The organism is Achromobacter sp. JD-1, from assembly GCF_038594925.1.
In the GTDB taxonomy this organism is placed as follows: Bacteria; Pseudomonadota; Gammaproteobacteria; order Burkholderiales; family Burkholderiaceae_B; genus Achromobacter; species Achromobacter spanius_C.
Genome location: NZ_JBCGCS010000006.1, coordinates 34,978 through 48,064, shown reverse-complemented (window position 1 = coordinate 48,064; position 13,087 = coordinate 34,978). Strand labels below are relative to the sequence as shown.

At 64.4% G+C, this 13,087-nt stretch carries 8 protein-coding genes; 4 read left to right on the top strand and 4 right to left on the bottom strand.

Annotated features, from left to right (window positions below; genetic code table 11):
- Window positions 1–108 precede the first annotated feature (108 nt).
- The 3 genes from WBR68_RS11380 (at window position 109) to WBR68_RS11370 (ending at window position 3,168) form a co-directional block, all read left to right on the top strand.
- Window positions 109–1,020: a LysR family transcriptional regulator gene (locus WBR68_RS11380; protein ID WP_050444966.1), complete on the top strand. Its 912-nt coding sequence runs from the start codon at window positions 109–111 to the stop codon at window positions 1,018–1,020.
- 135 nt (window positions 1,021–1,155) lie between these two features.
- Window positions 1,156–2,268, top strand: coding sequence for a type IV toxin-antitoxin system AbiEi family antitoxin (locus tag WBR68_RS11375; RefSeq protein WP_230694265.1), 1,113 nt, complete (start codon window positions 1,156–1,158; stop codon window positions 2,266–2,268).
- Window positions 2,269–3,168, top strand: coding sequence for a hypothetical protein (locus tag WBR68_RS11370; RefSeq protein WP_230694264.1), 900 nt, complete (start codon window positions 2,269–2,271; stop codon window positions 3,166–3,168).
- A gap of 34 nt (window positions 3,169–3,202) precedes the next feature.
- On the opposite strand, the gene WBR68_RS11365 is transcribed toward WBR68_RS11370, so the two are convergent.
- Genes WBR68_RS11365 through WBR68_RS11355 form a run of 3 tightly spaced genes read right to left on the bottom strand, consistent with a single transcriptional unit; the run spans window position 3,203 to window position 10,555 of the window.
- Window positions 3,203–6,298, bottom strand: coding sequence for an efflux RND transporter permease subunit (locus tag WBR68_RS11365; protein ID WP_230694263.1), 3,096 nt, complete (start codon window positions 6,296–6,298; stop codon window positions 3,203–3,205).
- Window positions 6,295–9,378, bottom strand: coding sequence for a multidrug efflux RND transporter permease subunit (locus WBR68_RS11360; protein WP_230694262.1), 3,084 nt, complete (start codon window positions 9,376–9,378; stop codon window positions 6,295–6,297). The genes WBR68_RS11365 and WBR68_RS11360 overlap by 4 nt, the downstream gene beginning before the upstream one ends.
- A 7-nt stretch (window positions 9,379–9,385) precedes the next feature.
- Window positions 9,386–10,555, bottom strand: a complete 1,170-nt coding sequence (locus WBR68_RS11355) for an efflux RND transporter periplasmic adaptor subunit (RefSeq protein WP_230694261.1) — start codon at window positions 10,553–10,555, stop codon at window positions 9,386–9,388.
- Between the two features lie 149 nt (window positions 10,556–10,704).
- On the opposite strand from WBR68_RS11355, the gene WBR68_RS11350 reads away from it, so the two are divergent.
- Window positions 10,705–11,646: a molecular chaperone DnaJ gene (locus WBR68_RS11350; protein WP_230694260.1), complete on the top strand. Its 942-nt coding sequence runs from the start codon at window positions 10,705–10,707 to the stop codon at window positions 11,644–11,646.
- Here the strand turns inward: WBR68_RS11350 and WBR68_RS11345 are convergent.
- A complete protein-coding gene (locus WBR68_RS11345) occupies window positions 11,643–12,950 on the bottom strand; it encodes an NnrS family protein (protein WP_230694259.1) in 1,308 nt (435 codons plus the stop codon). The two genes, WBR68_RS11350 and WBR68_RS11345, sit on opposite strands and share 4 nt — an antisense overlap.
- Window positions 12,951–13,087: the final 137 nt, after the last annotated feature.

Below are 13,087 nucleotides of genomic sequence, written 5' to 3'. Positions count from 1 at the left end.
ATTACGCATCAGTACATGCCACAATTAGATAATTAGCACCTTTGCATTGCCTTTTAGGCATGGCATGAAAAACAGCTTGATTGGGGTCAATATGAGGGGGAAGGCAGCATGATTTCGTTAGGCCTGCGATATTTTCTTGAGGTTGCCCGCAGCGGCTCGATTGCTGGCGCGGCGGCGGCGCAGCATGTGGCCGCCTCCGCCGTCAGCCGCCAGATCGCCAAACTGGAAGACGGACTGGGCATTGCGCTGTTCGAGCGCCAGGCGCGCGGCATGGAACTAAGCGAGGCCGGACGCCAGCTTGCCGCCTACGCCAATGCGGCGGCCTTGGAGGCCGAGCGCATCACCACCGAAATCCGCCAACGCAGCCACGTGGGCGACGTCACCATACGGTTGGCGTGCACCGAAGGTTTCGCGCATCACTTCCTGCCGCTGTGCATGGCCGAGTTCAAGCGCATGCGGCCCGAGGCACGCTTTCATCTGCACGTGGAACGCCCGGAAGAGGTCAGCCGCCACATCCTGGAAGGCCTGTCGCAGATGGCCCTGCGCTACACCACGGCGCAGGACGACCGCCTGAAAACAGAACTGCTGACCCGCGCACCCGTCTACGCCGTGATGTGCCGCAAGCACCCGCTGGCCAGCCGCCGCAGCGTCAGCATGCGCGAACTGGTGAACTTTCCGCTGTCGCTGGGCGACCAGGGCACCACGGTGCGGCAACTGTTCGACGCCGCCTGCGCCAACGCCGGGCTGCACATCGAACCCGCCTACGTGTCGAACCATTCCGCCGCCTTCCTGCCCATGCTGCCGGGAAGCCAGATCGTTGCCCTGTCCGGTTACCTGACGCTGATGGGGCAGTTGGGCGGCGAAGGCGGGCTTGCGGCGGTGCCGTTCAGCAATCCGGAAATGCGGCAACGAAGCATCCAGGTACTGACCTTGCAAGGCAGAACCCTGCCGCTGCTGGCGCGGGAGTTCCTGGCGTTCATGGCTGATCGTTTGACGGCTGCACCGAGGTGGCCGGAGTAGTCCGGTTCAAACTGCAACGCATCTGGATTAGCTATTAAGCTAAGATTAGCTGCACAGCTAAGCTAACTGTTTTAGCTAAGGTAATTATTTCAGGTCGGTTGCCAGACCTCTACGCCGAGACAATCCAGGCCAACCATGAACTTAGCGATTGATACCCAAGATCGATTTGCTCTTAGCGCCAAAGAGCGCGAGATGGCGGCCCGCTTGGCGACGGCTCTAGTCGATGCCACGGGCTTCGCATTGGTTGGAGTCAGCGCAAAGGCGGTATCCGCCGAAGATAAGCGCCGTCTGCCTGTCGTGACGCTGCAAGCGAACCAGAGCAAGGTGGATGTCGTCGTGCGTACGGTTCGCCACGCCTATCCGCGAGATGTTCGGGAAGCCATGTGGCAATTGGAGTCATCCGTGGCATCTGATGCTGCCAATCGAAACCAGATTCCGATGGTGGTTGCCGATTCATTAAGCCCGGGTGCGAAAGCCCTGCTACGCGAACGCGGCATTGGCTACTTCGAACCAGACGGCTGCCTTTACCTGCGGTGGCGCCATTGCTTGGTGAATATTGAACGCGCGAAGCGCGTGCCGGCCAAGGCGCGTTCGATTCCTCTCTTTAGCGGTGCGCGCGAAAACGTCGTGCACGCCTTGTTGATGTCTCGCGGCGCCTGGGTTACCGGGACGGAATTGGCCGAGCATGCGCAAACCTCTTCGTATACCTGCTCCGTTGTGCTGCAAGAGCTGGAAAAGCGGGAATGGTGCCAAGCGAGCGGCGCGGGTCGCACACTGCGGCGACGGCTTGTCGAACCAGGGCTGCTATTGGATGCGTGGGCAGAGCAGTGGGTGCTGCGCAAGAATCCAGCGAGTCACTGGTATACGTTTGCCCAGCGTCCAGATCAGCTCATGCGCCAACTGGCTGATCGCCTGCGCCAGTCAGAGATATCAACCCCCTGGGCATTCAGCGGTGCGGCGGCGGCCAACCTTTATGCACCGTTGTTGACGCACGTCGACACCGTCGACATTGTTATTGCACCTGGCGAATCAGAAGCGTTTGCCCACGCGCTGGCGCTTGAGCCGGCAGACCAAGGATCCAACGTCACCTTGGTGGAACGAGATGGCGCAAGCATGCTGTTTCGTCACGATTTCATGCAGGACCAGTCCCATTTATCCAGCCCTTTCATGCTTTACCTTGACCTACAGAATGGCCATGGTAGGAATAAGGAGTTAGCGCAAAGGGTGCGCGAAAAACTGGAGCTGTAAATGGCGGATGAAGTCAAACCGAGGGTCGCCGAAGGCTATCGTTCGGACGTGACCGTGGCATGTGAACGAACCTTGCTGACGTTATATGGCGCATTTGGCAGTCTGAAGACATCGTTGCGGCTTGTGGGCGGTTTGGTTCCGCGCTATTTGACACCTGCTTCCCCTCCTGAAGTCCCGCATCATGCCGGTACGTCGGATGTTGATGTGGTGCTCAACCTGCAAATCATCGCGCAAGGTGAAGGCTATGCATCGCTTTCCAAGCAATTGCTACATCGTGGTTTCGCGCGCTATGTCGATGCTCGGGGAGTAGCCTCGTCGTGGCGATGGACGCGCCAAGTGGACGATACGCACCACGTGATGATTGAATTTCTGCGCGACGCGGGAACCGTACAGCCGGGCAGGGCGGTAAGCGTCGACGGAGAGCGGGTGTCAGCATTGACAGTGAAATTCGCGGGGATCACGCACGACTGGTTTGAAGAGCAGATTGTCAGTGGCCTGCTTTTAGAGAATGGTGGCATGTCTTCCGAACGAGTTCGCTATGCGGATGTACCCGCCTTTGTCATCTTGAAGGCGTTGGCTTTGGATGACCGGCATGAAAACAAGGACGCGGCGGATATCGTCCACGTACTGCAGTATGCGGGACCGATTGAACAGGTCGTGGAGCTTTTCGTGAATCGCATTTTTTCGGGGGATCATCCCGCTGCCGTTGACGCGGGCCTGGACGCGCTGCGCCGAAGATTCTGCGACGATCACCTAGGCACGGGGCATTTGAAGTTGGGACCGATCGCGTACGCGCGGTTTCACCACGCACACGATGAGGACGCTTGCGTGCGTGCGCAGCGCTATGCTGCCGGACTTGTCCAAGCGCTGTTGGCTGGTATCGCGCTGCGAGTGCAGTAGGTTGTCGTGACCTTCCTCCACGCGCCCTCTGTCCTTAGACCGTACGCCTGCGCCCCACACCCCCCACCTTCAATCGCAGCCTTTCCAACGCCAAATAAACAATCGGCGTCGTATACAGCGTCAGGAACTGGCTGATCATCAGGCCGCCCACGATGGCGATGCCCAGGGGGCGGCGTAGTTCCGCGCCTTCGCCCATGCCCAGCACCAGGGGCAGCGCGCCCAGCAGGCCGGCCAGGTTGGTCATGACGATGGGGCGCAGGCGCAGCATGGCGGCGCGGTGGATGGCTTGTTCGGGGGTCAGGCCTTCGCGGCGTTCCAGGCTGAGGGCGAAGTCGATCATCAGGATGGCGTTCTTCATCACGATGCCCACCAGCAGGAACAGGCCCAGCAGCGCAATCAGCGTGAATTCGATATTCGCGATGCGCAAGGCCAGCAGCGCGCCCACGCCGGCGGACGGCAAGGTCGACAGAATGGTCAACGGGTGCAGCGGGCTTTCGTACAGGATGCCCAGCACCAGGTAGATGGCAATCAGCACGGCCAGGATCAGCCAGGGTTGGTCTTGCAGGCTTTGCTGGAAGTTGCGGGCGTCGCCGCCCAGGCGCGTCTGGATGGTGGACGGCACCATCAAGCTGGCCAGCGTGGCGTCGATGGCGGCCAGGCCCTGTTCCAGCGACACGCCGGGCGCCAGTGAAAAGCCCACGCCCACGGCGGCAAACAGGCCATCGTGGAAGACGCGGTCGTTGACCAGGCCGTTTTCATACGTGGCGAAGGCGGTCAGCGGAATGCGGGTGCCGTCGGCGGCCACCACCTGTACTTGCTCCAGCACTTCGGGGTCTTCGGTGTAGCGCGGGTCCAGCTCCAGCACCACGCGGTACTGGTTCATGGCGTCGTACATCGTGGCCACCTGCCGTTGGCTGAACGAATTGCTCAAGACGCTGCTGATCGTGTTCATGTCCACGCCCAGCCGTTGCGCGGCGCTGCGGTCGATGTTGATGACGACCTGCTGCGTGGCGCCATCGCCTTCGGCATCCACGTCGCGCAGTTCAGGGATCTCTTGCATGGCCTTGGAGATCTTGCGCGACCATTGCCGCAGCGTGGGCACGTCGCTGGCCATGATGGCCAATTCGTGGTCGCCGGAATTTCCAAAGCCGCCGGGCATGCGCAAGTCTTGGTCGACGTTCAGGAAGAACATGCCGCCGGGTACCGCCGGGGCGTTGGTGCGCAGCCAGTTGATGACTTCGGTGGACGATTCCCCACGTTCGGCCACGGGTTTTAGCCGGATCAAAAACAGCGAATTGCTGATGCCCAGGTTGCCGCCGTTGTAGCCGATGACGTCTTGCACGGCGGGGTGCTTCAACACCAGTTGGCGGTACTGGTCGATCTTGGGCTGCATGACCTGGAACGAAAAGCCGTCATCGCCGCGCACGAAGCCCATCAGTTGACCGGTGTCCTGCACGGGCAGAAAGCCCTTGGGCGCGTCGATGTACAGATAGACGTTCAGGCCAACCACGGCGGCCAGCAGTACGAGGGTCAGGCGCGCATGGCCCAGCACGCGGGCGAGCGATCTGCCGTACCAGTCATGCACGCGCGCAAAGGCTGCCTGCATGCGGGAAGGGCGGGGCGGGGCGGCTGTGGGGTCGGTGGGATTGGGATGAGCGGCCGGTTTCAACCAGCGCGCGCACAAGGCCGGGATGATGGCCACCGACACCACCAGCGATATCACCGTAGCCGCGACCAGCGTGATGGAGAACTCGCGGAACAGGCGTTCCACCAGCCCGCCCATGAACAGGATGGACACGAAGACGACGCTAAGCGCCACCGTCATCGCCACCAGCGTGAAGCCCACTTCGCGCACGCCGCGCAGCGCGGCCTTGGTGGGCGACAGGCCGCGTTCGAGGTGGCGTGAAATGTTCTCCAGCACCACGATGGCGTCGTCCACCACCAGCCCGGCGGCCACGATCAGCGCCATCAGCGACAGGTTGTTCAGCGAAAACCCCCAGGCATGCATGACGGCGAAAGTGGCGATCAGGCACACGGGAATCGCCACGCTGGGGATGGCCGCCGCGCGCGCGTTGCCCAGGAACAGCCACACCACCAGGATGACCAGCGCGGTCGCCAGCCCCAGCGTGATGTGGGCTTCGCGCAGGGTGGCGTTGATGCCGGGCGAGCGGTCCAGCGCCACGGTCAGGTCCACGTCGGCGGGCATCAGCGCGCGCAGGCCGGGCAGGGCGTCGTTGATGGCGCCGATGGTTTCAATGATGTTCGCGCCGGTCTGGCGGCTGATGGTCAGCACCACGGCGGGATTTTGGTTATGAAAGCCGCTGCTGTAGCGGTTTTCAACGGAATCGCTGACGCGCGCCACTTGCGACAGGCGAATCACCGCGCCGTCTTCATGGCGCACGATCAGGCTGCCGTATTCCGGGGCGGTGCGCGGCTGTTCGGGCGTGCCCACTTCCCAGCGCTGGCCGGCCGAATCCAATTGGCCCAGCGGGCGCATGGGGGCGGCATCGGCGATGGCGTTGCGCACATCGTCCAGCGCCACGCCGTAGTGCGCCAGGGCGTTGGGGTTGACCTGCACGCGCACGGCGGGCAGCGAGCTGCCGCCCATCGTGACTTCGCCCACGCCATTGATCTGCGACAGCTTTTGCGCCAGCACTGTCGAACCGAGGTCATAAAGCTGGCCGGCGGGGCGCGTGGCCGAACTGAGCGCCAACGCCATGATGGGCGCTTGTGACGGGTTGACCTTGCGGTAGCTGGGGTTTTGCGGCATGCCCGCTGGCAGATCGCCGCGCGACGCGTTGATGGCGGCTTGCACGTCGCGGGCGGCTTCGTTGATGTCGCGGTCCAGCTCAAACTGCAACTGCACGCGGGTGGCGCCCTGGTTGCTGGACGAGGTCATGGCGCTGACGCCGGCGATGCTGCCCAAGGCGCGCTCAAGCGGCGCTGCCACGGTGCTGGCCATGCTTTCCGGGCTGGCGCCGGGCAGTTCGGCGCGCACCTCAATCGTGGGGAAATCCACCTGCGGCAAGGGGGCAACGGGCAGCAGCCGCCACGCCACCGCGCCCAGCAAGGTCAACGCCAGCGCCAGGAAGATGCAGGCGATGGGGCGGTGCAGCAGCGCGCGGATCATGGCTGTGGCCCGTCAGCCCTGGCCGGCTTGTTTTCTACGCCGCGCCGTTGGCCCAGCCGGTGAAAGAACAGATACACGGCGGGCGTGGTGAAGAGCGTCAGCACCTGGCTGACCAGTAGCCCGCCCACCATGACCCAGCCCAGCGGCTGGCGCAGCTCGGCGCCCGAGCCCGTGGCCAGCATCAGCGGCAACGCGCCGAACAGCGCGGCCAGCGTGGTCATCAAGATGGGCCGCAGGCGCAGCAGCGCGGCTTCGCGGATGGCGTCTTGCGGCGCCAGGCCGCGCGAGCGCTCGGCTTCCAGCGCAAAGTCCACCATCATGATGCCGTTCTTTTTCACCAGCCCGATCAGCAGGATGATGCCGATGACGGCAATCAAGTCCAGCGGCCGTCCCGTGATCAGCAGCGCCAGCAGCGCGCCGACGGTGGCCGACGGCAGCGTCGACAGGATGGTGACGGGATGGATGGCGCTTTCATACAGCATGCCCAGCACCAGATACATCGTGACCACCGCCGCCAGCATCAGCCACAGCGTGTTGGACAACGAGGCCTGGAACGCCGACGCCGCGCCTTGCAGGCGCAGTTCCACGCTGGGCGGCATGGCGATGTCAGCCTTGGCGGCGTCGATGGCGGCAATGGCCTCGCCCAGCGAGCCGCCGGGCGGCAGGTTGAAGGACAGGTTCACTGCCGGAAACTGCGACAGATGGTTGATGGCCAGCGGTACGGCGCGCTCGCTGACGGTGGCCAGGGCCGACAGCGGAATCGCCTGCCCGTCTTCGGTTTGCAGGTGGATGCGTTCCAGCGCATCAGGGCTGAGCGCCAGCTTGCGGTCCACTTCCAGCACCACGCGGTACTGGTTGGACTGCGTGAATAGCGTGGCCACCTGGCGCTGGCCAAAGGCGTTGTATAGCGCCTGCACCACGTCGTCCATCGTCACGCCCAGCCGCGCCGCCGTGTCGCGCGACACTTGCAGATAGGCTTGGCGACCATTGCCTTGCAGGTCGGACGAGACCTCGGCCAAGGCGGGCGATTGGGCCAGCCGCTGCATCAGCGCCTGGCTCCATTGCGCCAGCAGCGCGCTATCGGGCGAGGTCAGGGTGAATTGATACTGGCCACGGCTGACGCGGTCTTCGATGTTCAGTTCCTGCACCGGCTGCAAGAACAGCGAGATGCCGTGGACCTGTCGGGCGCGTTCGTCCAGCCGCGCCATCACGTCCGCCAGCGGCGCGCTGCGCTCGCTCCAGGGCTTCAGGTTGATCAGCAAGCGGCCCGTGTTCAGCGTGGTGTTCATGGCGTCGATGCCGATGAAAGACGACAGGCTTTGCACGTCCGGGTCGGCCAGCAGGCTTTCCGCCACGGCTTGCTGACGGCGCGACATGGCCTCGAACGAGGTGCTTTGCGCCGACTGCGTCACGCCTTGCAGCACGCCGCCGTCCTGCACCGGAAAGAAGCCCTTGGGCACGGCCAGGTACAGCAAGCCCGTCAGCACCACGGTGCCCACCATGACCAGCAGCGTCAGGCGCTGGTGGCGCAGCGTCACGTCCAGCCAACCGGCGTAGCGCGCCTGGACGCGGTCCAGAAAGCCGGGTTTGCCGGCGTCCACATGCGCGGGCAACAGGCGCGCGCACATCATCGGCGTCAGCGTCAGCGATACCGCCAGTGATATCAGGATGGCGACCGCCAGCGTGATGGCGAACTCCCGAAACAGCCGGCCCACCACGTCTTCCATGAACAGCAGCGGGATCAGAACGGCAATCAAGGACAAGGTCAGCGACACCAAAGTGAAGCCGATCTGCCCCGCGCCTTTCAGCGCGGCGGCCATCGGGCTGTGCCCCTGTTCGCGATACCGCGCAATGTTCTCGAGCATGACGATGGCGTCGTCCACCACGAAGCCCGCGCCGATGGTCAGCGCCATCAAGGTCAGGTTGTTGGTGGAAAAGCCCGCCAGGTGCATGAAGCCGAAGGTGCCGATCAAGGACAGCGGCACGGCCAGGCTGGGGATCAGCGTGGCGGGCAGGTTGCGCAGAAACAGGAAGGTGACCAGCACCACCAGCCCCACGGCGAAGACCAGTTCCCATTGCACGCCGCGCACCGACGCGCGAATGCTCTCGGTGCGGTCGGTCAGGATGCGGACCTGTACCGCAGCGGGCAGGCTGGCTGTCAATTGGGGCAGCAAGGCTTTTACCTGGTCCGCCACCGCGATCACGTTGGCGCCCGGTTGGCGCTGGATGTTGACCAGCACGGCGGGCTGCTTGTCGACCCAGGCGGCCAGGTAGCGGTCTTCGGCGCCGTCTTCAATGGTGGCGACCTGGCCCAGCCGCACCGGCGCGCCGTTTTTCCAGGCCACGATCAGCTCGCGGTATTCGTCGGCGCTTTGCAGTTGGTCGTTTGCGTCCATGATGACCGAGCGCACCGGGCCGTCGAAGCTGCCCTTGGGCTGGTTCGAATTTGCTTTCGCGATGGCGTCCTGCACGTCTGATAATTGCAGCCCGCGCGCGGCCAGCGCCATCGGGTTGACCTGCACGCGCACGGCGGGCCGTTGGCCGCCGGCAAGGCTCACCATGCCCACGCCAGACAACTGCGACAGGCGCTGCGTCATGCGGGTGTCGACCAGGTCGTACACCGTGGGCAGCGGCAGGGAATCGGAGGTCACCGCCAGCGTCAGGATGGGCACGTCGGCGGGGTTGACCTTGCGGTACACGGGTGGGGTGGGCAAGTCGGACGGCAGCAACGAGCCGCTGGCGCTGATGGCCGCCTGCACTTCCTGCTCGGCCACGCCCAGCGAGACATCCAGCGAAAACTGCAAGGTGATTACCGAGATGCCGCTGCCACTGGTGGACGACATCTGCTTCAAGCCCGGTATCTGCCCAAAGCGGCGCTCCAGCGGCGCGGTGACCGCGCGCGCCGTCACGGTGGGACTGGCCCCGGGATACTGCGTGGTGACCTGGATGATGGGGTAATCCACCTGCGGCAGCGCGGCCACGGGCAGCATGCGCCACGCCAGAATGCCTGACAGCAGCAGGGCGATCATCAGGAAGGACGTCGCCACCGGACGCAGGATGAAGGGGCGTGACAGGCTCATGCGCGGTTCAAGTCTGGGGTTCTACGATCTGGACGTTGCGGCCGTCATGCAGGCGGTCGACGCCTTCGACAACAACGCGCTCGGCCGGGGCCAGGCCCGCTTCCACCACGATCTGGCCGGCATTGGCCGGACCCAGTTGCAGCACGCGGCGGGTGGCGCGGGCGTCGTCGCCGATGACGAAGACAAACGCGCCTTCCGACCCGTACTGCACGGCGGCCGACGGGATGGTGACGACGTTGTCCTGCTGCACCACGGCCAGGCGGATGTTCACGAACTGGTTGGGAAACAAGGCTTCGTCGGCATTGTCGAAGCGGGCGCGCAAGCGCACGGTGCCGCTGCCGGTCTGGATGCGGTTGTCCAGCGCTTCCAGCGTGCCTTCGGCCAGGATGCGGCGGTCGTCGGCGTCCCAGGCTTGCACGCGCAGCACGGCGGTCTTGGCCTGCGCCTGGCGCAGCACGTCCAGCCGCGTTTCTGAAATGCTGAAAAGGGCCGATATGGGCGTGGTCTGCACCAGCGTGGTCAGGCCGTTGGTGTCATTGGCGCGCACGTGGTTGCCGGCATCCACACGGCGCAAGCCGATACGGCCATCGTGCGGCGCCACGATGCGTGTCAACCCAAGCAGGCGCTTGGCATCGGCGACCCGCGCGCGGTTCAGTTCACGTTGCGCGGTGTAGGCGCGCACCTGGGCTTCGGCGGTGTCCAGTTGCTGGCCCGCCACCGATTCCTGGCGCGCCAGCTTGCGATAGCGCTGCAGGTCGGCCAGGGCGTTGTCCAGCAGCGCCTGGGTGCGCGCCAGTTCGCCTTCGGCCGAGGCCAGCGCGGTCTGGTAAGGGCGGGCGTCAATCTCGGCCAGCAGTTGGCCGCGCACCACGGCCTGGCCCTCGGTGTAATGCACGCGCATCAGTTCGCCGTCGACCTGGCTGCGCAACACCACCTGTGACAGTGGCGTGATGGTGCCCAAGGCATGCAGGTCGCGTTGCAGCGGGCCGACGCGCGCGGTCGCCACGGCGACGGCAACGGGAAGCTGCCCGTACTGGGGCGGTGGCGGAGTGCTGGGGCCCTTGTCGCCCGCCAGCCAATAACCGATGCCAACCAGCACGGCCAGCAACAGGGCGGCGGCGGTCAGTATCAATCGTTTGCGTGGGGGGGCAGGGGCCGCAATGGGGGGCAGAGACATTGGGGCTGCCAATCTGGGGCGTTGCGGACAGCGGTGATTCTATATTAATAATAATGATTAGCGTTATTGATCTTGGATTTCAAGAGGGGTTTGCACGAATCGTTTAGAGTGGCGGCTACATTCATCAGCCGGTTTGCAAGGAGCAGGTCATGGGCGAGCATTCTTTAGAAACCCCGCGTCAGTTATTCGAACGTCTACAAGCCCGGCTTGAGACGGAACAGGCCCGCCTGCAACAGTGGCATGCGGTGGAAGACGAGTACCGGCGCAAGTACACCGAAGGCCTGGCGCCGCTGGAAAAAAAGCTGCACGAACTGCGCATGAAGCTGGTGCTGTGCTTTGACCACGCGCACAAGAACATGGGCTTGTCCAAGGCCGAACGCGAATTCGTGTCGGAACTGGTCACCGAGTTTTCGGCGGAACTGCTGCTGCTTGACGCCAAGGGCGAGCTGCCGGCGGGTTGCGACGCCGAACGCTTGAAGACGCTTTACAAGAAGCACAGCGGCGTCGGCTATGACGAGGCGGCCGCGGATGAAACCGAAGACGCCAAGGCTGAATTGATCGAGGCGCTGGAGCTGGACCCGGACACCGATCTGTCCACCTTCACGCCGACCCAGCTGCTGCGCATCATCCAGGACCAATTCGAGGACGACGAGGCCGAAGAGCTGCTGGCCCTGGCCCGCGCCGCACTGCGCAACACGACGTCTAACGCAGCGGCCTGGCAGGCGATGCAGGACGAAGAGCAGGCGCGACGCCAGCAAGGCACGCCCGACCTGACGCCCGTGGGCGAGGTGGCGGACGACCGCCTGCCCGTCGCGAACGCCACGCTGCAAGCCCAGCTGGACGAAGTGCTGCATCAGGCCAGTTACGCGGAAGAGGGCTTCAAGCTGCGCTACGACCTGGACCCCTTCGCGTCATTCGACCCGGAGACGGTGCTGGAAGAACTGGACGACGACATCGAAGACATCCAGGAATACATCGGCGAGCTCGAACACGAGGTCATGCAGTTCGCCGACGAGGCATCGCTCAAGTCCTGGCTGAAGGCGATGCGGCGGGAAGTGGCGGCGATTGAGCGCCGGGAAGGTCGGGACTAAGTCCCGGTCCGCGCCACCGGTTCCACGCGGATAACAGGCGCTGCCGTCTTGGCGGCGTCGGCGCGCGGGCGAATCATCATTGGCAAGAAGCGCCACAGGTACAAGCCCAGCGCCAGCACCCAGGCCAGGGTGGCGGCATGCAGCAGGCCGATGGCAGCGGCGGTGGGCAACAAGGCCGCCAGCCGCAGCAGCGCGGCCAGAATCATCAGGACAAAACTCGTGACCATGGCGCGGTCGGTCTGCAATGGCCGCCCCAGGTGGCCCAGCGCCGTGCGCGTCACCATGCCCAGGATCAACACGGAAAAACCCGCCACCCCGATGACGTGGACGGGCCAGGCCGGTCGGATCACAATTCCCAGCCAGGGTGTGTCCAGCGGATTACCCGCGGGAACGGCCAAAGGGTTGGCCAAAGGGGTAGCCAAATACGCCGCGCCCACCAGCAGGCCAACGCCCAAGCCGAAATACCCCGCATACAGCACCCACAGCAGCGGCACGCGCCGCACGGCCCAAGGTTTCCACGACACCCATTGCGCCAATGCGATCAAGCCAGTTGCGGCCAGCGCCGCCGCGGCCAGGTTTGCTTGGCCGGCCAACAGGCAGGCAATTGCGGCAAGCCCGGTTGCCAGTTGCCAATGGCCGCTGCGCGTGTGCGCCGGAATGTTCAGGCCCGCCACGGCGCGCTGGGCGAAGAACGGCATCACGCGGCGGGCGATCAGCAGCGTCAGCACCGCCATGCACAGCAGGCCCGCATTGAAGTAACGCATCAGCGCCACGTAGTCGCCTTGAAGGGCGGCCCACAAATACAGCGCGTGGGTCCCGGCCAAGCCTAGCAGCAGTACCGGCACGCCCGCGTTGCGCCGGTTGCGCGACACCCAGACGACACGCGCCAAGGCGGCGGCGCCCCACACGAAAAAGCCGGTGTCCGCCAGGCAGGCGATCAAGAAAGCGGGGTGGCCAGGCACCAGATACGCCACGCGCGCCACGAGCCAAAGCAGGCACAGCATGGCCAAGGCGTTGCCGCGCAGCGGATTCTTGCCGGTCCAGTTGGCGCCCGCGGTCAGCAGAAAGCCCACCGCGATGGTGGCCACAAAGCCCCACAACATTTCATGTGCATGCCAGAACACGCCACCCAACACGCCGGTAATGCGCGCGGGGGCGTGTACCCACAGCCAAACGGATGCCAGCGCCCAGAAGCAGCCCATCAGGTACAGCGGCCGAAAGCCCATTTCAGTGAAAGCGCGCCACTGCGGGCGAGGGCGGTGCGGGGCGGGGTCGGCCGGGGTGGGGGATAAAAGTGGAGGCATGGCGGAGTTGATCGCTCTGATTGGGCTTTAAGATATATTTAAAATGCATATTAAACCTGTCCAGGCGGACAACCAAGCGCCACGATTGATCCAGCGCAAACGCATGGCAGTCCCGGCCTGGATGCTCCGAAGGGCGC